Source organism: Gilliamella sp. ESL0405 (assembly GCF_019469205.1).
Classification (GTDB): Bacteria; Pseudomonadota; Gammaproteobacteria; order Enterobacterales; family Orbaceae; genus Gilliamella.
In genome coordinates this window covers 2,118,979-2,139,127 of sequence record NZ_CP048265.1, presented here as the reverse complement: position 1 = coordinate 2,139,127, position 20,149 = coordinate 2,118,979, and the positions used below count along the sequence as shown (strand labels likewise).

The 20,149-nt window shown below is 38.6% G+C and carries 13 protein-coding genes and 3 CRISPR repeat arrays (1 of these 16 cut by a window edge); of the genes, 5 read left to right on the top strand and 8 right to left on the bottom strand.

Going from position 1 to position 20,149, the window contains the following annotated elements; all coding sequences use genetic code 11:
• A CRISPR array of direct repeats spans positions 1-56; the repeat unit is 20 nt; it reaches 204 nt to the left of the window's first position.
• 577 nt (positions 57-633) lie between these two features.
• Positions 634-961: direct repeats of the CRISPR family, unit length 28 nt; unit sequence CTTTAAAGCTGCATAAGCTGTTTAGAAA.
• A gap of 680 nt (positions 962-1,641) precedes the next feature.
• A CRISPR array of direct repeats spans positions 1,642-2,509; the repeat unit is 28 nt; unit sequence CTTTGCAGCCGCATAGGCTGTTTAGAAA.
• A gap of 473 nt (positions 2,510-2,982) precedes the next feature.
• On the top strand, positions 2,983-3,921 hold the full coding sequence (locus GYM74_RS09310; protein WP_220217946.1) for a DMT family transporter: 939 nt from the start codon (positions 2,983-2,985) through the stop codon (positions 3,919-3,921).
• A 205-nt stretch (positions 3,922-4,126) separates the two neighbouring features.
• Here GYM74_RS09310 and GYM74_RS09305 read toward each other — a convergent pair whose 3' ends face one another.
• Entirely contained in the window at positions 4,127-5,053 is a 927-nt protein-coding gene (locus tag GYM74_RS09305) for a TIGR01212 family radical SAM protein (protein WP_220217945.1), read from the bottom strand.
• A 233-nt stretch (positions 5,054-5,286) separates the two neighbouring features.
• Positions 5,287-5,694 carry a hypothetical protein gene (locus tag GYM74_RS09300; RefSeq protein WP_220217944.1) on the bottom strand — a complete coding sequence of 136 codons (408 nt, stop codon included), beginning with the start codon at positions 5,692-5,694 and terminating at the stop codon, positions 5,287-5,289.
• Between the two features lie 291 nt (positions 5,695-5,985).
• Between GYM74_RS09300 and glyA the strand changes: the two genes are divergently transcribed.
• Positions 5,986-7,242 (top strand): serine hydroxymethyltransferase, encoded by a 1,257-nt coding sequence (gene glyA, locus GYM74_RS09295; RefSeq protein WP_220217943.1) that lies wholly within the window; start codon positions 5,986-5,988, stop codon positions 7,240-7,242.
• A gap of 48 nt (positions 7,243-7,290) precedes the next feature.
• On the opposite strand, the gene GYM74_RS09290 is transcribed toward glyA, so the two are convergent.
• Positions 7,291-9,468, bottom strand: a complete 2,178-nt coding sequence (locus tag GYM74_RS09290) for a phage holin family protein (RefSeq protein ID WP_220217942.1) — start codon at positions 9,466-9,468, stop codon at positions 7,291-7,293.
• 205 nt (positions 9,469-9,673) lie between these two features.
• On the opposite strand from GYM74_RS09290, the gene GYM74_RS09285 reads away from it, so the two are divergent.
• The gene (locus GYM74_RS09285; RefSeq protein ID WP_220217941.1) at positions 9,674-11,605 is read left to right on the top strand and encodes an ABC transporter ATP-binding protein; all 1,932 of its coding nucleotides are present in this window, start codon (positions 9,674-9,676) and stop codon (positions 11,603-11,605) included.
• Positions 11,606-11,623: 18 nt separating this feature from the next.
• Here the strand turns inward: GYM74_RS09285 and GYM74_RS09280 are convergent, their stop codons facing one another.
• Together GYM74_RS09280 and tpx are read right to left on the bottom strand one after the other, a co-directional pair.
• Entirely contained in the window at positions 11,624-12,799 is a 1,176-nt protein-coding gene (locus GYM74_RS09280; protein ID WP_220217940.1) for a sugar transporter, read from the bottom strand.
• A 131-nt stretch (positions 12,800-12,930) separates the two neighbouring features.
• Entirely contained in the window at positions 12,931-13,443 is a 513-nt protein-coding gene (gene tpx / locus GYM74_RS09275) for a thiol peroxidase (protein ID WP_220217939.1), read from the bottom strand.
• Between the two features lie 438 nt (positions 13,444-13,881).
• On the opposite strand from tpx, the gene GYM74_RS09270 reads away from it, so the two are divergent.
• Positions 13,882-14,622: a phosphatase PAP2 family protein gene (locus GYM74_RS09270; protein ID WP_220217938.1), complete on the top strand. Its 741-nt coding sequence runs from the start codon at positions 13,882-13,884 to the stop codon at positions 14,620-14,622.
• A 110-nt stretch (positions 14,623-14,732) separates the two neighbouring features.
• Here GYM74_RS09270 and apbC read toward each other — a convergent pair whose 3' ends face one another.
• Positions 14,733-15,800 carry an iron-sulfur cluster carrier protein ApbC gene (apbC, locus tag GYM74_RS09265; protein ID WP_220217937.1) on the bottom strand — a complete coding sequence of 356 codons (1,068 nt, stop codon included), beginning with the start codon at positions 15,798-15,800 and terminating at the stop codon, positions 14,733-14,735.
• A 250-nt stretch (positions 15,801-16,050) separates the two neighbouring features.
• On the opposite strand from apbC, the gene metG reads away from it, so the two are divergent.
• Positions 16,051-18,078 carry a methionine--tRNA ligase gene (gene metG, locus GYM74_RS09260; protein ID WP_220217936.1) on the top strand — a complete coding sequence of 676 codons (2,028 nt, stop codon included), beginning with the start codon at positions 16,051-16,053 and terminating at the stop codon, positions 18,076-18,078.
• 497 nt (positions 18,079-18,575) lie between these two features.
• Here the strand turns inward: metG and GYM74_RS09255 are convergent, their stop codons facing one another.
• Both GYM74_RS09255 and GYM74_RS09250 read right to left on the bottom strand, forming a co-directional pair.
• The gene (locus GYM74_RS09255; RefSeq protein ID WP_220217935.1) at positions 18,576-19,364 is read right to left on the bottom strand and encodes an SDR family oxidoreductase; all 789 of its coding nucleotides are present in this window, start codon (positions 19,362-19,364) and stop codon (positions 18,576-18,578) included.
• 38 nt (positions 19,365-19,402) lie between these two features.
• Positions 19,403-20,065, bottom strand: a complete 663-nt coding sequence (locus GYM74_RS09250) for an NADPH-dependent F420 reductase (protein ID WP_220217934.1) — start codon at positions 20,063-20,065, stop codon at positions 19,403-19,405.
• Positions 20,066-20,149: the final 84 nt, after the last annotated feature.

Here is a 20,149-nt window from a genome sequence, read left to right as displayed (position 1 = left end):
AAAATCAGAACCCTTACCAAAAGCTTTATCTATCATCTTTACAGCTGCATAAGGGGTTTAGGATATTTTGGAAATATCTAAAACTTTTGTTTTATACGAAAACATGGGTGTTTTCTGAAAGTTCTTGACAAGGTTTTTACTTTCTTTGTAAGTTGCGGGTTTTTAATCCGCAGGTTTCGGACGCTGTTAATTAGTCGATATTTTCAATACGGTGTCAGCGTCCGAATAGGGGGATTTTGTGCGAAATCCCCCTAATAACCCCCTCGCAGCACCACCCAAAGCGGTCTTCGACTGCCCTCCGCCTTCGTTCGGTCTTAACGCACCGGCGCTGATTTGTTCCGGACAAAGCAGCGCCTCGCCAAACATCCCTGTTTGGCGTGCTGACCTCTCTCAGTTGTCGGCGCTTTGTGAAGGCGCAATCTGGTGCACTTGTTTGTTTTTGAGAAAATTAATGGTAAGTCGTTTAGAAATAGTCGTGGAGTTTAAAATACAAACTTTATGAACCCTTTTTTTTGGCTAAAAATAAAACTATTAAAAATCAATATATTGCAAAAGCGTTAAAAAAAAGGGTTTTTAAACCTAAAATTGCCCTTTATGTTTTTATAAACGATGTTTATAGTATGTAGGTTTCTACTTTAAAGCTGCATAAGCTGTTTAGAAAATAACCAACTGAGTGCTGACTTTTCCGCTTTTCTTTAAAGCTGCATAAGCTGTTTAGAAAATTAGCGCCCCAGCTTCACGAATCGGATAACCCTTTAAAGCTGCATAAGCTGTTTAGAAAATTGTGACTGGGATAGTTTTTTACTACGAAAACTTTAAAGCTGCATAAGCTGTTTAGAAATCGCCTTGTTTTTTGCCAAATCCATTTATACCCTTTAAAGCTGCATAAGCTGTTTAGAAATTCTTGATATAGAGCGATTGCCATCTCCCTTACTTCACGGCTGTATAAGCTGTTTAGAAATGAAGCTGTTCACTGTCTAGGTCATGATATAGCTTTACAGCTGCATAAAGGGGTTAGGATATTTTTGAAATATCTAAAACTTTTGTTTTTATACTAAAACATGGGCGTTTTCTGAAACTTTTTGACAAAGGTTTGTGTTTTTTGCTTAAACACCTATATTTTCTGAAAGTTTTTGACAAGGTTTTTACTTTCTTTGTAAGGTGCGGGTTTTTAATCCGCAGGTTTCGGACGCTGTTAATTGGTCGATATTTTCATTACGATGTCAGCGTCCGAATAGGGGGATTTTATGCGAAATCCCCCTAATAACCCCCTCGCAGCACCACCCAAAGCGGTCTTCGACTGCCCTCCGCCTTCGTTCGGTCTTAACGCACCGGCGCTGATTTGTTCCGGACAAAGCAGCGCCTCGCCAAACATCCCTGTTTGGCGTGCTGACCTCTCTCAGTTGTCGGCGCTTTGTGAAGGCGCAATCTGGTGCACTTGTTTGTTTTTGAGAAAGTTAATGGTAAGTCGTTTAGAAATAGCAATGGAGTTTAAAATACAAACTTTTTAACCCTTTTTTTAAGCTAAAAATAAAACCATTAAAAATCAATATATTGCAAAAGCGTTAAAAAAAAGGGTTTTTAAACCTAAAATTGCCCTTTGTGTTTTTATAAACGATGTTTATAGTATGTAAGATTCTACTTTGCAGCCGCATAGGCTGTTTAGAAATGACGTTCTAGTGATTGATTTTCTAGTTCACGCTTTGCAGCCGCATAGGCTGTTTAGAAATTTCGACCCCAGAGAAGAGCCGAGCTTTCCTCCTTTGCAGCCGCATAGGCTGTTTAGAAAGCCTTCAACGTCTAATGTGCGATCGTCCGCCCCTTTGCAGCCGCATAGGCTGTTTAGAAAAATTTTGTCGGCTCGAAAGTGATATCTGTACCCTTTGCAGCCGCATAGGCTGTTTAGAAATGTGCGGTTTTTTATTGCCTTAACCCATTAAACTTTGCAGCCGCATAGGCTGTTTAGAAAAGGCTTTAAATCGTCTATCTAATAATTATAAACTTTGCAGCCGCATAGGCTGTTTAGAAAAACACGGAATCAGCTAAAACACAGTTTGGTGCCTTTGCAGCCGCATAGGCTGTTTAGAAAATGACCAGTAAAACCGCCCGGTTTAGCGCTGTCTTTGCAGCCGCATAGGCTGTTTAGAAACATACCGTTTGCTTTCGGTTTAAAAAACCATCCTTTGCAGCCGCATAGGCTGTTTAGAAATATCCAAATCAACAATGCGAAAATATGGAATTCTTTGCAGCCGCATAGGCTGTTTAGAAATTCCACCGCATCCCATGTTGCATTTAAAGATGCTTTGCAGCCGCATAGGCTGTTTAGAAAGCTTTGCTTCGGAAGAAGATAAGGGTCTGATCCTTTGCAGCCGCATAGGCTGTTTAGAAATATAAATAAAAGGGCACTTGATTTATCTCATTCTTTGCAGCCGCATAGGCTGTTTAGAAATTTTGGAGGCTTTCCAACCGCCTCAAAACTCTCTTTGCAGCCGCATAGGCCGTTAAGAAATCAGAACCTTTACCAAAAGCTTTATCTAACATATTTACAGCTGCATAAGGGGTTTAGGATATTTTGGAAATATCTAAAACTTTTGTTTTATACGAAAACATGGGTGTTTTCTGAAAGTTTTTGGCAAAACTTTATTTTTTTGCTTAAACACCTATATTTTCTGAAACTTCTTGACAAGGTTTTATACCTTAATTGAAAGTTGTAGGTTTTTAGTCCGCAGGTTTCGGACGCTGTGGGTTTGGTGGTTTTTTCATTACGATGTCAGAGTCCGAATAGGTGTATATTGAGCGAAATCTTCCTATACCCCCCCACGCAGTACCTTACAAAGCGTTTTGCTACAAAGTTAATTCATCGCTGAGATTATCATTATAGATAGAATTCAACTATTCAATATTTTTATAAGCTGACATAAACATCTATTTTATATTATATTATCGAGCATAGTGTTTACGAATGGATAAGTGAAGATTAGTATGAATAAGGAAATTTTTTTTAATAACAAATATGTTATTTTATTTCTCTTTCTGGTTGTGTGTTTTACATGGGGAACAACATGGATTGGGATAAAAATTGCTGTTGAAACGGTTAATCCACTTTTAGCTGCTGGTTTGCGTTTTGTTATTGCATTTCCTTTTTTAGTTTTAATTACAATTGTTGCTAAATCACCAATATTGTTTCCTCGAAAATCATTCCATTTTTTTCTACTTTTAACGTTATTTTATTTTACCATTCCTTATTATTTGATTAGTTTTGGTGAACAATATGTATCGTCAGGTTTAACGTCATTGTTATTTAGCACAATGCCGATTTTTTCAATTATTTTCGCTAAGATAATCTTAAAAGATAAAATATATTTAAATCAGGTGATTGGAATTACAGTGGGTTTTTTGTGTTTGATGTATATTTTAATCTCTGAAGGTTTTATTCTTTCCTATAGCGATTTTTGGGGCGTAATATCAATACTTTTAGCGGCATTGATGCATGGTTTTTTATATGTTTACTCCAAAAAAGCTGGCGAAGGTATAAATGTCTTTACCTTCAACACACTGCCAATAGGCGTTGCGGGTATCGCACTTTGTTTGTTGAGTTTTTCTTTTGAAGAAAATAATTTTCAAACTATCTCGTTAAATAGCTGGTTAGCATTAATTTATCTCGGTATTTTTGCATCCGTATTTGGCTTTATTGCTTATTTCTTTTTATTAAAACGAATGAGTCCGGTAGTATTGTCATTTATTTTCATTATTTTCCCGGTTGTTGCTATTTTTATTTCATCGATTTATGAGCATAAAATCATTTCAACTAATTTCATCGTTTGTACAATCATTATGTTGTGTGGTTTTGCTATAACAAAATTACCTGTCAATGTTTTTAAAAAGTGGATAAAGAGCGACAAAAATAGAGATAATCAATAAATCGTTACTTCAACAAAAAGTTAGTAGTAACTGAATTTTTGATTTAGCAACTCGATTGACTTTGCATTGTTTTATCAATTATCAACGTCAATGCTTATACACTACAAAATGGTGGTATCTTGATTGTTAATTATCTACATTATTTTAAATGATGATAGCGAGTTGTTAATAAATGATAGCTAAGTTTAGCTATTTGAATACGTTATTATAATTGGAAGTGATAAGTATCATTGATTGCACTACCTTGCGCACCAAATTGTCTTAAATTGTGATCGACCGCATTCATTGATTGCCAATGGTTTTCGCACCAATCAGGGGCAAGTAGGGTGGGTTTGCGGGCATTGGCGGAGATGCGGTGGTATAAAATATTGGCGGGTGTTTGTCTGATTATATCGCCAGCGATATCGACATACTGCTCTAAAGAGAGTATATCAAGTCGGCCTGCACGCCATGCCTTCGCCATGATGCTGCCTTCTACGATATGTAACGGGTGCAGTTTTAAACCATCTACTCCGCTGTTTAATACGCTATCAAGCGTAATTAAATTATCCTGTTTGGTTTCTTTAGGCAGGCCTAGAATTAAGTGAGTACAAACTTTTATGCCTAGCCTACGCGCTTTTTGCACAGTTTGATGATAGGCAGCAAACGTATGTCCACGATTAATATCGTGTAAGGTTTTATCGTGAGCGGTTTGTAAGCCAAGCTCAAGCCAAACTTCGAAGCCTTTGGCATGATAACTGGCAAGTAAATCCAACGCTTCATCCGGCACACAATCCGGACGAGTACCCACACAAAGCCCGACAATATCGGCGCTATTGAGCGCTTCTTCATACATATTTTTAAGTATTTCAACCTCGGCATAAGTGCTGGTATAGGCTTGAAAATAAGCAAGATAGCGTTTGGATTTTTTCATCTGGTTGGCTTGTTGGGCAAGTTGCTGTGTAATGGTTTTGACTTGAATGGACTCATCAATAATCGATGCGACATTACAAAAGGTGCAACCACCTACACCGATAGTGCCGTCCCGATTAGGACAGCTAAAACCGCCATGTAAGGTGAGTTTATAGATTTTTTCGCCATAACGGCGTTGCAGGTCAGCACCAAACGTATTGACCACTAAATGAAGTTGCATAATCAGCCAAAAATAAAATTTTGCCTATTTTACGAAGCGAATGAGTTAAATTCAACCGATGATAAATTTTTATATACAATTGACGTAACTTTAGTCGGCTTTTCTTTAAGATGTTTTGAAACGAACACTGTGGTGTAACATATTATGCCGTAATAAGTTTTATTGATGATTTTTAGAATCGCAATATTTTCAAAGCTTAATACTGAGAAAATTATACGAGTAATCTAATCTTTTTATTTTTCTGTAGCTAGAAAATAAGATGTTTCAGTTTCTACCTTACTATCATCTTTCCAATCTTCGATATCTCTTTCATATTGTATTAATTCGACCTGATCACCTTTTTTATAATTGCGTAATTGAAAGGCTTTTTCTAATCTTACTTCTAACTCGTAAGGTTTATCATTGGGTAAAAAACAACCATGATCTGCGCGCCCCCTCTTTTCCGATTTGGTAATTAACACCTTGATATCAAATACACTTATTTCATGTTCCTGTTCGCCTTCGCCAATAGAAAAAATACCGTGTTGTGGATCTTCTAATAATGTCCCGGTTAGCAAACAGAGATTTTGGAAAGAGGCAGTAGCTATCTGACTGAATAAAATACAAATAATAAAACTTATTATGCGGCAAATCGTTTTCATAGCGTTAATAGACTCGGTAAGACAAATTTTCAATATTATTCAATAAATTTAATTAAAAAAAAAGCGTTTTTCTGTCTAGTCCTGATACTTTTACAAGTCGTTTGATTTTTTATTAACTGGCTAAAAAACAATAATTGCGATCTTATGCTTTACTATAAATATTTTTTATAATTCAAAAAAAGGATTGAAATCGTTGGCTGATTAAGTAAGGATATTCGTTATGCTGTTTTCCATACTTGAAAACAATAATTAAGTCAAAAAGTCAATGTAATCCAAAAACAAGGAGTCAATATGTTTAGTAAAGAAATGACTATTGCCGATTATGATAAGGAATTATGGGACGCCATTAAGGGTGAAGAGCAACGTCAAGAAGATCATCTCGAATTAATTGCCTCCGAAAACTATACCAGTCCAAGAGTGATGCAGGCACAGGGTACTCAATTAACTAACAAATATGCTGAAGGCTATCCAGGTAAGCGCTATTACGGTGGTTGTGAATATGTTGATATTGTTGAGCAACTTGCTATTGAACGAGCCAAAGCGCTATTTGGCGCCGATTATGCGAATGTGCAACCCCATTCCGGATCGCAGGCTAATTTTGCTGTCTATAGTGCATTATTAAATATTGGTGATACCGTACTTGGAATGAATTTATCCGAAGGCGGGCATTTGACTCACGGTGCCCCGGTTAGTTTTTCCGGCAAGTTTTATAATATTGTCGCTTATGGCGTGGATGAAACAGGACATATTGATTATGACCAATTAGCGAAAATAGCGACTGAGTCAAAACCCAAAATGATTATTGGTGGATTTTCGGCTTATTCGGGCATCGTCGATTGGAAACGAATGCGTGAAATTGCCGATAGTGTCGGCGCCTATTTTTTTGTTGATATGGCGCATGTTGCCGGTTTAGTGGCTGCGGGCGTTTATCCTAACCCTGTTCCACATGCACATGTGGTAACAACCACAACGCATAAAACGCTTGGTGGTCCACGAGGTGGTCTGATTTTGGCGAAAGGTGGCAGTGATGAGCTTTATAAGAAATTAAATTCAGCGGTCTTCCCGGGCGCTCAAGGTGGGCCGTTAATGCATGTGATTGCAGCCAAAGCGGTCGCATTAAAAGAAGCAATGGAGCCGGCTTATCAAGCTTATCAACAGCAAGTGGTTAAAAATGCTCAAGCTATGGTTGATGTGATTTTAAAACGTGGTTATAAAGTGGTTTCCGGCGAGACACATAATCATCTATTTTTAATTGATTTAGTGGATAAAAAAATTACCGGTAAAGAGGCCGACGCCGCTTTAGGCAGTGCCAATATTACGGTTAATAAAAATAGTGTGCCTAAAGATCCACAAAGCCCGTTTGTCACATCCGGCGTGCGTATCGGTACACCGGCTATCACTCGCCGAGGATTTAAAGAAGAGCAGGCACGTGAAGTGGCTAATTGGATTTGTGATGTATTAGATAATATTGATGATGAACAAGCGATCCAATCTGTTAAACAAAAGGTGTTAGCGATTTGTCATCGTTTTCCGGTTTATCAACATTGATGTTAATCACTTTCGCCGGCAAGGTCGGCGAAAGTGAGGTATAAGCCATTATCGATATTGATTATTTTCTTCCTGTTGGCCATTTTGGGTTGATTGTGCTTGTGGCTGCTCAAAGTAACGCTGAAAATCACCTTGATACCATAACCAACCGGCAGTAATGCCAATCCCAAATACGATTGCACATAAAAGTATCATCATCGATTTTTTATTCTGGGTTTTTAACGGATCACGTAAATTCCGTTTGGCATTTTTCGGTAGCTCAGCTTTACTGGTCAGTAGTTTACCGAGTAAGAAGTTGATTTTAACTTGTCCGTTAATTGCCCAGCCCGAAGCTTCGAGCAGTGGACCAAGTGTTCTTCGTCTTAATTTCAACCATGCCAAAATAACCGAAGGCCCCGAAATAATCAGAAATAGCCCGATAAAGACCAGTGGGAATTGCCACCATGACAAGGAAAATATCGCTTGAAACAGTGTTGCTAAGGCGGTACCAATTGCCCCAATGGCTAAGCCGATAGCCGCAAAAATACCCACGCTTTTACCAATATCAAATTTATTTTCAGGCGATTGTAGAACCTGTGCACTGGATTTTTCGATATCCGCATCTTTACTGGTTGCCCATTTATTAATTTGTTCGGTAATTAAGCGACCAATACGCTGATAAGGTGCCCAAATAGCTTGTTGAATACTAATAGGTTTAGTGATCATCTTCACAACATTGGCATCCCAGTCATTGCCGTTATTATCGATAAATACGCCATTACGTCCTTCAATTAATAAATCGCCTTGACCGGCAGTCATCGCAGCTGCAATGAGCTGTTTTTGATCATGTCGGGTACATTCACAATAGAGTAAGCAAAGTTCTGAATAATTTGCCATATTGGAATGTTTAGCAATATTATCAACTGCTACGCAAAGCGTTGCACAGCGTCCGTCGATATAAAGTTTTCCTAGTTGGAAAGCCGCTCTTTTTTCTAACGAAAAGAAATCAGCAAAAGAGGCAACGTTAACCAGTAAGCGATAAAGATGTTTATGAAAAAGCACTAACTTTTCTAAAACAAGCACATCGGATGCTGAAATAGGGGTTTTATTATCTTGTTCAACCATTTGCTCAAAAACAGTTAATAAATCGCTTGATGCCAAAGAGTTAATTAACTTATTTGGGATATCTTCTAAACTTGAAGTTGGTTTGGTTGTAACATCTGCTTGCGCCATTTCCGGTTTTGCGGTAATTAAGCTGGTGTAAGCTTCAAGACTGTTTTGAATATTTAACCACTCTTGTTGGGTAAGCTGATCGGGATTTGCTAACTCAGATGCAACCAGCGTTTTAAATCGGCTAATTTTTGCTTTCCAAAGTGGATTAAGCCCGTTCACTAAATCGAGGGCGCTGACGGTATCAATCTTCGATAAAGGTAACTCAGCAAGGGCTTCATCAGATAATAAGCCGTTTTCGGTTGGGACAATATATTTTTCATCCACGTTTAAAGCGCCTTGTGCTTGTGGTGCGTATTGTGCCAAGGCTACACGAAGAAAATAGTCATCGATTTTTGGTTTTAAGGTTTGGACTAATTTCCATATTTCAGCTTGATTTTCACCAAACGGCGTTTGCGTATGACTAATATCGGTTTGCCACTTTTGCCACGTTTTTAAATTTTCAACAAACGTTTTAGCGATGTCCAAATCAATGCCGTCTTGCCCGCTCATATCTTTTTTGGCACCGGTGGTGTTTATCGCTGTTTGGATAAACGTTTGCATCTCTGATGACAACTCGGCAGAAGGGGGGAAAATTAAATCACCATTATACAGTTTACCAGCATTGATCTTGATCGATTGTTGCACATCTTCTTGCGTTAAATAGTCAGATTGGCTTTTGCCTAAGCTGGCTAAAATACTGTGTGCGGTAACCGATAGCTTTTTACCTTGTTCGCTCGATGTATCGATTTGCGATATCGGTAAGGTTTGCGATGATGCTAAAATACTTTTAAATGAGACGATGCGTTGTTGTGTCCAACTTATCGCATCTAATATATCGGGAATTCGGATCCGACCGTCCTTATCACTATCCAATAGTGCCAACGTTCTTTCATCAAAATCCAGTCCGGTTGTTGGGCAACTTAATGCTACCCATAATTTGGGATCTAAATTAGGTAAATTGATAATATCGTCGGCATTTTTAAATACAACTTGATCTAATCCGCCGACACGTTGAAATGTCCACATATGACTCATAATAACCTCCATACCCAAATATTATTAATATTTTCAAAGATTAATCAATATAGCTGTATATGTTTTTTATTAAAAAGAAGAGAAAATGGATTCTCACTCCTGTGAGGACTTAAAGTGTATCTTTGATAATTGATCTTAGTTGCTTACGACAACTTTGTGATAGAATAACGCCTTATGATTGAATATCCAAATAAAAACCACAAATATGTCATTAATTAATCTTACTAACGCTTATCTATCATTTAGTGATGCCCCACTGCTTGACCATATCGATATGTCGATTGAAGCTAATGAGCGAGTCTGTCTTGTTGGGCGTAATGGTGCCGGTAAATCGACCTTATTGAAAGTTTTAAATAAAGAAGTGCCTTTAGACGAAGGGCAAATTATTTATGAAAATAATGTTGTCGTTTCTCGCCTGCAACAAGATCCACCTCGAGATATTAAAGGCACTGTGTTTGATTTTGTTGCAGAAGGTTTACAACAGCAAGCTCAGTTATTAAAAGATTATTATGAGCTATCACATCAAGTTGAGCGTGATCCGAGTGAAAGTAACTTAGCCAAATTGGCTAAAATGCAAGAACAGCTTGATCAGCAAAATGGTTGGCAACTCGATAATCGAGTGCGAAATGTCATTTCATCCCTTTCTTTAAACGGCGATGATTTATTATCATCGCTGTCAGGCGGCTGGTTACGTAAAGCGGCTTTAGCGAAAGCGCTCGTTTGCCAACCTACAGTGCTATTACTTGATGAACCGACCAACCATTTGGATATCCAGACGATTAAATGGTTAGAAGAGTTTTTAAAAAGCTTTAACGGAAGTATTGTATTTATTTCGCATGACCGTTCGTTCATTCGTCAAATGGCGACACGGATTATCGATCTCGATCGAGGCAAAGTCGCTTCGTGGGGTGGTGATTATGATAGTTATTTGCTTGGTAAAGAAGAAGCATTACGGGTCGAAGAGCTACAAAACGCTGAATTTGATAAAAAATTAGCACAAGAAGAAGTTTGGATCCGTCAAGGCATTAAAGCCCGCCGAACACGAAATGAAGGGCGAGTTCGAGCACTAAAAGCGATGAGGCAAGAGTATTCACAGCGTCGTCAAGTCATGGGAAGCGCTAAAATGCAAATTGAAGAGGCGCTACGTTCAGGAAAAATTGTCTTTGAACTCGATAATGTGACATATCAAATTGAAGATAAATTACTGGTTAATCAATTTTCCGTACAAGTGTTACGGGGTGATAAAATCGCTTTAATTGGGCCGAACGGAATTGGTAAAACCACGTTATTAAAATTGATGCTAGGCAATTTAACGCCAACTTCGGGCACTGTTCACTGTGGTACCAAATTGGAAGTTGCCTATTTTGATCAATACCGTTTAGAGCTTGATCCGGAAAAAACAGTCATGGATAATTTGGCGGAAGGTAAGCAAGAAGTCATGGTCAATGGCAGGTCTCGGCATGTACTGGGTTATTTGCAAGACTTTCTATTTCCGCCTAAACGGGCAAGAACGCCGGTAAGAGCGCTCTCCGGTGGTGAGCGAAATCGTCTTTTATTAGCTAAACTATTTTTAAAGCCAAGTAATTTATTAGTGCTCGATGAGCCAACCAATGATCTTGATATTGAAACGCTAGAACTGTTAGAAGAGCTGGTTAATGATTATCAAGGTACGGTATTGCTGGTTAGTCACGATCGGCAATTTGTCGATAACGTCGTTACCCAATGTTGGTTTTTTGAAGATAACGGCAAAATTGGTATTTATGCTGGCGGTTATAGCGATGCTTTGCAACAACAGCAACAGGCAAAACCGGTTAATGCTCCAGCACCAACACCGGCAAATAATAGTGATGCTGCTAAAAAAACGGCATCCAACGGCGGGGCATCGGCCAGCGAATCGGTTGCGAAAAAGAAAGTGAAGCTTAGTTATAATGAGCAACGAGAGCTGGCGCAATTACCGGAAAAGATCGAAGCGCTTGAAACGGCGATTGATCAGTTGCAAACGCAAATTGGCCAAAGTGACTTTTTTAATCAACCGCATGAAGTAACCGGACCCATTTTACAAGCGTTAACTGACAAGGAAGCCGAATTAGAAGCGGTATTCGAACGTTGGGAGCAACTTGAATCGTTAAGCAAATAAGCGCTTGCTAAGCAGCGCTTATAATGGCTTTATCCAGGATTTTCTGGTCAAAACGAAAAACAGCAGTAGGGCGATGACAACAAAGATTGCGCCAATAAAGCCAATATAGTGAGTTGATAATACCACTAAAACTTGACTACCCACAAAGGCGCCGCCTCCTATACCGATATTATAGATCCCTGAATAGACCGATGTGGCAATATCTGCCGCATCCGGCGCAACATCAATCACTTTGCTTTGCATCACCATACCAATAATCGTGATCGCCAGTCCCCACACCATGCCTTGAATAATTGCGGTATAAAAGCTTAGCGCACAAACATAAAGCGATAATAAGCACAGCATTAAAAGTATCATTGGGATGACTAAAATGGCAGTCGGGTGTTTTTCAGCATATTTGGCAAAGATAACACTACCAATCATGCCCGAAAAGCCGACAGCCAGCAATAAGATAACCACCATATGTTGGCTAAAACCGCCCACTTTAAGCATAAAAGGGGTGATATAGGTGTAGGCGGTGAAATGACCCGTGATAATAATCGCCGTTAACAGATAGATATTAATTAAAACCGGGCGCTTTAACACCTTTGGAATATCTTTAAGGGAAATGGTGTTCATGCTTGGCACGCTCGGTAGTAAATAGAGCAGTAAAACCATAATACAAAACGCCAGTACCGCAATACATAAAAAGGTGATTCGCCAGCCAACTAATTGTCCTATCATGGTGCCAATTGGAATGCCTAAGACTGTCGCCATTGACGTGCCGACAACAATAAAGCCCATGGCTTTCGCTCGTTTACCGTTGGGGGCTAATCGTACCGCTAATGGCGTGGTAATGGCCCAAAACACGGCGTGAGCACAAGCAATACCAATGCGGGCGGTCATCAAACTGTAAAAATCCCACGCAAAGCCAGCTAAAATATGGCTGGAAATAAATAAACAGAACAGAAAAATCAGTAATTTTCGCCGTTCCATTTTCGATGTTAAAACCGTTAATGGAAGTGACAATAACGAAACCGCCCAGGCGTAGATAGTTAATAGCAATCCGGTGTGTGCCACATCCATTGAAAAGCTCTCGGCAATGTTGGGAAGTAATCCAACTGGCACAAATTCGGTCGTATTAAAAATAAATCCGGCAAAAGCCAGACAAAGAATCGATGACCAGATCCGGGAACGTTTATTGGCAGTATTCATGATTTATATTAAGTGGGGATAAATGATTGAATAATTATAACTGAATATTTCGGGTTGTTAAATGGTTTGCCACTACAAGCGAGAGTTAAAATGCCAACTTAAACAGCAAAGTCGGCATTGATTTGACTGATTTATTTTAAGGTGTTTATCACCGCTAACACTTTATCATAATCAGGCTCTTCGGATGTCTCTTTAACGTATTGGACATAAACAATGTTATCATTTTTATCCACCACAAAAACGGCGCGCGTAAGTAAGCGCAACTGTTCTATCACCACCCCATATTTTAAACCGAAATCGAGGTCTTTATGGTCTGACGTTACTTTAACTGCATCAATACCTTCTGCTGCACAGTAGCGATTAAGCGCAAAAGGCAGATCGACACTGACTGAAAATATCACCACATCTTTTAATTTCGCCGCTTGGGTATTAAATCGATGAACTTGGGCACTACAGACCGAGGTATCGATTGAGGGAACGGAATTAACTATTCTCACTTTACCTTTAAAATCGGATAATTTAACCGGCTTCATGGCTGAATCTTGAACAGTAAAATCTGGCGCCTTATCACCCACTTTAATATGCGTGCCCAATAGTGTAACCGGTACGCCTCGCATGGTGACTTGGTTGGTAATTTTTTGCATATGCCCCTCCCAAATATCGCTAGCAATAGTTAAGGTAAAATAAATCTTGTGCTACGGTTAATAGGTTTTTTTACTATAGACTGAGTTTTATTATACTGCAATGCACAATGGGCCGTGATGTCAATGATTTTACCGATTAATCAAATTGTGAATATTTTCTGTGATAAGCTATATTTATAAACCTTATTTTTAAATCTTATTGTGAATCTTTATTCTTTAATTTTAATGTGACGCTAGTCACAGCTAAATCAATATATTGTTTGTTTATTGCGCTATATCCTTTATGATTATCATTGTATTATTGCAGCAAAAATGAAAAATTGATCTAGATAAACCTATAATAACACCACGATTCCTTAGAAAATTTTTCACGCTATCGGTTTTAGTGCCGTAAACCCAATAAGCGCTCACTCATTTACTTTTCTTAAGGAGGTTATTATGCCTATACATTTTATTAAGCGTATTATTATTTGTAGTCTATTTTGTGCTCAAGCTTATGCCAGTGATGTGCTAGATGTGACAACTGATCCGACAAGTTTTTACCTTAAAGAGAGCGAAGCGCCGAATAGTTTACAACTATTACCGGCACCGCCCGACTTTACCAGCGTCGATTTTTTGCGAGACAAAGCAATGTATGATTGGGGTAAATCGATGCGTTCAACCGAACGGGGACATCAAGCTTATTTGGATGCTGATTCAAGTAAGGATAATGTCACTAAGCAATTTTCACCGTCGTTTGGTCATGATATTTCAGCAACCAGCACACCAGAAATTTATAAACTTATCACAACCATGAAAGAAGATGCCGGCGATCTGGCAACCCGTTCAGCTAAAAAATACTATAATCGAGTTAGACCATTTTCTTTTTTCAATGAATCAACTTGCCGACCAGAAGATGAAAAAGAGTTATCCACCAATGGTTCTTATCCTTCCGGTCACACCACAATCGGCTTTGCGATCGCACTGGTTTTGGCAGAAATCAACCCCGAACGACAAAATGAGATCTTAAAACGAGGTTATGATATTGGCGAAAGTCGGGTAATTTGTGGTTATCATTGGCAAAGTGATGTTGATGCAGCAAAAGTCATGGCTGCTGCGGTGGTTGCCAAATTACATACTAATGCTCAATTTACGGCGCAATTAGCCAAAGCTAAAGTTGAATTTAGTCAGTTAAAATAGCTTGTTATTGCCGATAAAAATGTAATTTGTATTGCTGTTATTAGCGTAAATGCGTGAATTATTATTTAACCATATTGGCTGTTTATAACAGCCAATATTGATGTTGCTTATTATAACGTTTTAAATGAAATATCGGGTAAAATCACCTCGCTTTGCCAATAGAGTTCGCTGGCAATCTGCCCGGCTATTTGTTGGTAAAGCTGGCTAAATTCGCTGTCGGGATGACTGATAACCGTTGGTTGACCGGTATCGAGATCCTGACGTAGCATTTTATGCAGTGGTATTTGCCCTAACAATTTAGTGTGATATTGCTGCGCTAACTGATTAGCTCCCCCTTCACCAAAAATAGCTTCGTGATGCCCGCAGTTCTCGCAGATGTGGTAACTCATATTTTCAACAATCCCCAGTGTTGGCACATTGACTTTATTAAACATAGCGATCCCTTTTTTAGCATCAATTAAGGCGATATCTTGTGGGGTGGTGACAATCACCGCGGCGGTTACCGGGATACTTTGCGCCAGCGTTAGTTGAATATCGCCGGTTCCCGGTGGCATATCAATCACTAAATAATCAAGTTCCGGCCAAAGGGTATCTTGTAGTATTTGCAACAGCGCTTTACTAGCCATAGGTCCTCGCCAAACCATAGCGCCGTCGGCTTCAACCAGATAGCCGATCGAGTTGCTGGCAAGCCCATGTGCCATAATTGGCGACATATGCTTATTATCCGGCGTCAAGGGCTGTGCGTTTTGAGTGCCTAACATGGTCGGGATAGAAGGACCATAAATATCAGCATCTAAAATCCCCACTTTTGCTCCTTGTGTTTGTAAAGCCAGTGCTAGATTAATTGCGGTTGAAGATTTACCCACGCCGCCTTTACCGGAACTAATGGCAATGATGTTTTTAATATTTTTGATCGCATGTTGGTTATTTGCCCGTTTTAAGGTGGCGATATTATAGTCAATTTGCCATTTAACCTCGTTAACGCCGTCAAGTTTAAGGAGCATTGGCGTTGTTTGGTGTTTTAGTGCATCAAAAGCCGTTTGCCAGGCAAACGGTAAAGTTAAATGAATCGATAAAACCTGATTATCAATTTCACAACGTTTTACAGCGCCAAATTCAATCAAATTTTTGGATAAAGTAGGATGAGTAAAATTCTCTAGAATTTTTTTTGCTTCCATGGTTATTAGCCTTAACTTTTATTAACGAGTTTTATACTCATAGTGCATCAAATAGATATGATTATCGATATTGTGTTAGGTTGTTATTGGTCAGAGTGATTCTTCTCTCTGATAAAATGATAACGATTCTGTGCACAATATCGCTCAAAGTCTATAAAGAATTTTTATCAAATTATGGCATAAATCTGGCGATAATCCCACGATTGATGTACTATTTCCGCCATTATGTAATAAAAGGTATTAATTCGATATGACAACTCAACGCAAAATATTGGTAACTTGTGCGCTTCCTTATGCAAATGGTGCAATTCACTTAGGTCATATGCTCGAACATATTCAAGCAGATGTATGGGTACGCTATCAACGTATGCGTGGCAATGAGATCTATTTTATTTGCGCTGATGATGCTCATGGTACGCCAATTATGCTCAAAGCGCAGCAATTAGGCATCACCCCGGAACAGATGATAGATGAAGTTAAAATTGAGCATCAACGTGATTTTGCCGGTTTCAATATTAGTTATGATAATTACCACTCAACCCATAGCCCCGAAAATCGTGAAATATCTGAAAAGATCTACAAACGATTAAAGGCTAATGGCTATATTAAAACCAAAGTGATATCACAGCTATTCGATCCCGAAAAAAAGATGTTTTTACCGGATCGTTTTGTTAAAGGGACTTGCCCTCGTTGCAAATCACCAGACCAATATGGCGATAACTGTGAAGTTTGTGGTGCAACTTATAATCCGATTGATTTAATTAATCCGCAATCGGTGGTATCGGGTGCAACGCCGATCATGAAAGATTCAGAGCACTTCTTTTTTGACTTGCCTGCGTTTTCCGATATGTTACAAGCGTGGATCCGATCAGGAACATTGCAAGATCAAGTAGCCAATAAAATGCAGGAGTGGTTCGAAGCAGGCTTACAACCATGGGATATTAGCCGTGATGCGCCATATTTTGGTTTTGAAATTCCCGATGCACCGGGCAAATATTTTTATGTTTGGTTAGATGCGCCAATCGGTTATATGGGGTCTTTCCTTAATTACTGTAATAAACACAATAAACCGATTTTTGATCAGTTTTGGAATAAAGATTCAACCACTGAACTTTACCATTTTATTGGTAAAGATATTGTCTACTTCCATAGCCTGTTTTGGCCGGCAATGTTAGACGGTAGCGAACATCGTAAACCTTCTAATATTTTTGTCCATGGTTATGTCACTGTCGACGGGGCGAAGATGTCAAAATCACGTGGCACCTTTATTCAAGCAAGTACCTATTTGAAACATTTAGATCCGGATTGTTTGCGTTACTATTATGCAGCAAAACTCTCGCCACATATCGATGATATCGATTTAAATTTAGAAGATTTTGTTCAACGGGTGAATAGTGATTTAGTTAATAAAGTAGTGAATATTGCTTCCCGTTCGGCTGGTTTTATCAGTAAACGTTTTGGCGGTAAATTATCCGACAATCTTGCAGAGCCGGAACTTTATGCTTTATTTGTTGAAAAATCAAAAATAATTGCTGATTATTTTGAACAACGTGAATCGGGTAAAGCGATTCGTGAAATTATGGCGTTGGCTGATGAAGCGAATCGCTATATCGATGAAAAAGCGCCATGGGTTGTGGCTAAACAAGAGGGGCAAGATCAGGCGTTACAAGATATTTGTTCTATGGGCATTCATCTTTTCCGCATTTTAATGACCTATTTAAAACCTGTCGTGCCGTCATTAGCGCAGCGCAGTGAGGCGTTTTTAAACAGCCAATTAACCTGGGACACGATTGATAAACCATTAACCGGGCACACGATTAACCAATTTAAAGCCCTGTTTAACCGTATTGATATGGATAAAATTACTGCTATGATTGAAGAAACTAAACAACAAGCCGCTTTAACAACCCCTGCCAAAGAAAAAGTTGCAGAGCCAATTGCTGACACTATCAATTTTGATGACTTTGCCAAAGTTGATATGCGAGTTGCGTTAATCAAAAATGCAACGGTGGTTGAAGGATCGGACAAGTTATTGCAGTTAACACTGGATATTGGTGATGAGACTCGCAACGTATTTTCCGGTATCAAACAGTTCTATCCTGATCCTGCAGTTTTAGTGGGTAAATTAACTATTATGATCGCTAACTTAGCGCCTCGTAAAATGCGCTTTGGTATTTCAGAAGGTATGGTACTTTGTGCAAGCGGTAAAGATGATAGTGAAGGTGTTTACCTATTATCGCCAGATAGCGGGGCAAAACCGGGCATGCGAATTTCGTAATCGGTTTTCCTCTAAATTATTGATATCTTAACAAGTTAAACACTTGTTAAGATGTATTTAAGATGATATTTGAATATAAAACTGGCTTTCGTGTTTAGCTAATTTGGTCAGTTTCATTAGAGATGTTGACTTAACCCGCTATCATGCAACCACTTTTGCGTTTGACGTCCAGCACGAATAAAGCCCCGTTCAACATCTCATTCAAACACCATGATCGTCTCATCGGGGGCAATAATTGTCCAGAAGTAAAGAACGGTGTTTAGATCACGGCATTTTACTTTCACACCGGTTAAACTCACTTTTTTCCCTCAACGATAATCTCTTCATCATGGGTATCTATCCAATTATTCTTATCGTTTTTTAGTCAATCCGGAGCATCAGTTTCAAGAAAGCTGAGCGTTATTGCTAATGCTTTATCTTTGCTTACTTGTGCTTTAGTGGATTGCTTTTGAGCGAAAAACCTCAACGATTATAGAGTGATATAAAATGTTATCCATTCACCTCTTTTGGTTTTCTGCCGGATTACCGGAATAAGGCAAAATGTTATCTTTTAGTGTAAACGAAAAATCTTTAGTGCTTATTTCACCTATGATTTTGTCACTTTCATATAGTGCAATTAAAAATTCGGCCATTTGAGTTGCGCTATGGTATTGGTTGAAACTTTTATCATAGTCATATTCAGTGACATTATTAGCTTTTTGTCCAAACTCCGTTTGCGTTGCCGCGGGTGCCAATACTTTTGCGGTTAATTTTGCATTAGCTTGTTTTAATTCCTGTGCTAATCCTTCGGTAAAAGCGCTTACATAAAATTTAGTTGCGCAATAGGTTACCGCATTAGGCACAATGGTATATCCACCTCTTGAAGAAATATTTATAAGTTGTGCGCCAGATTGGTTTTGATATTTCTGAACATAAAGCGTGGATAAAATGGTTAATGCTTTAATATTTACATGGAGCATGGTTTGTATTTTGGTTAAATCCTGATCCTGTACACTACCGTAATGACCAAAACCGGCATTGTTTATCCATGTTTCTATATTATAGCTCTCAAGCTCGGCAAAAAGCGTATATACACCTGCTGCTTGGGATAAATCACACACTTTGATAACAATATCAAGATTAGGATTTAATTCGGCAATTTTTTGTTTTAATGATTGCAATTGCGCTTCTCTTCTGGCAATTAAGATAAGGTTTTTATTGCGCTTAGCAAATTCAATTGCGGTTGCATAACCAATACCTGAGCTGGCGCCGGTTATCGCTGTGTATTTTTTATCATGATTATCCATTTTAGCTCCTTTTATTTTTTTACATGATGATTGTTAGGTTAGTTTTTCCATGAGTTATGAGGTAATTGTTGGTCTATTGATGTGTTGGTTAATGCGTCAATTAACTGGCTTCGATTCAGATAGACGCAATAAGCGGGCTTAGCTCGCTCAAATCGCCAGCTTTGAGCTAAATTGCCAACATCAACATAATCATATCCAATGTGCTTTAGTAAGTTGAAAATTTGCTGTTTGCTTGCCAGGTCATTACCTGCGACCGGAAGCGCTCGTCGATTAGCTTTATCATGCGGTTTGGCATCTTTTACGATATCTTTGGCTAAAATAGCATTAAACGCTTTTACTATTTTAGATTGATTAAGGTGCTGTGCGATAAGTTCACTGGTGGTGATTTGATGATTGTCTAATTGCTGAAAATTTCCGTCCCTATCCGGGTAGTAATTCATTGCGTCGATAATTATTTTGCCACCTAATAGGTCTACTGGTAACTGTTGGTAATTAGCCAGTGGAATAGCGACTAATATCATATCACTAAAAGCGATAGCTTCTTGCTGATTGCCGATTTGGCAACCTAATTGGCTTGCCACACTATAGAGTGTTTTTTTATCCCTTGAATTGCTTATCATCACTTGATATCCAGCTTGTAAAAATAATTTAGCACAAGCTTGACCAATAAATCCTGCGCCGATAATCCCTATCTTTTTCATATGACTATTTCCTTACTCTTAATAAATTCGTTTTATTATCTTTATAAAATAAAGGATAATAAATGGTATAAAAATTAATTGATT

Coding starts and splice junctions, on each gene's coding strand:
- GYM74_RS09310 (WP_220217946.1), top strand. CDS start 2,983: ATGAATAAGGAAATTTTTTTTAATAACAAATATGTTATTTTATTTCTC.
- GYM74_RS09305 (WP_220217945.1), bottom strand. CDS start 5,053: ATGCAACTTCATTTAGTGGTCAATACGTTTGGTGCTGACCTGCAACGC.
- GYM74_RS09300 (WP_220217944.1), bottom strand. CDS start 5,694: ATGAAAACGATTTGCCGCATAATAAGTTTTATTATTTGTATTTTATTC.
- glyA (WP_220217943.1), top strand. CDS start 5,986: ATGTTTAGTAAAGAAATGACTATTGCCGATTATGATAAGGAATTATGG.
- GYM74_RS09290 (WP_220217942.1), bottom strand. CDS start 9,468: ATGAGTCATATGTGGACATTTCAACGTGTCGGCGGATTAGATCAAGTT.
- GYM74_RS09285 (WP_220217941.1), top strand. CDS start 9,674: ATGTCATTAATTAATCTTACTAACGCTTATCTATCATTTAGTGATGCC.
- GYM74_RS09280 (WP_220217940.1), bottom strand. CDS start 12,799: ATGAATACTGCCAATAAACGTTCCCGGATCTGGTCATCGATTCTTTGT.
- tpx (WP_220217939.1), bottom strand. CDS start 13,443: ATGCAAAAAATTACCAACCAAGTCACCATGCGAGGCGTACCGGTTACA.
- GYM74_RS09270 (WP_220217938.1), top strand. CDS start 13,882: ATGCCTATACATTTTATTAAGCGTATTATTATTTGTAGTCTATTTTGT.
- apbC (WP_220217937.1), bottom strand. CDS start 15,800: ATGGAAGCAAAAAAAATTCTAGAGAATTTTACTCATCCTACTTTATCC.
- metG (WP_220217936.1), top strand. CDS start 16,051: ATGACAACTCAACGCAAAATATTGGTAACTTGTGCGCTTCCTTATGCA.
- GYM74_RS09255 (WP_220217935.1), bottom strand. CDS start 19,364: ATGGATAATCATGATAAAAAATACACAGCGATAACCGGCGCCAGCTCA.
- GYM74_RS09250 (WP_220217934.1), bottom strand. CDS start 20,065: ATGAAAAAGATAGGGATTATCGGCGCAGGATTTATTGGTCAAGCTTGT.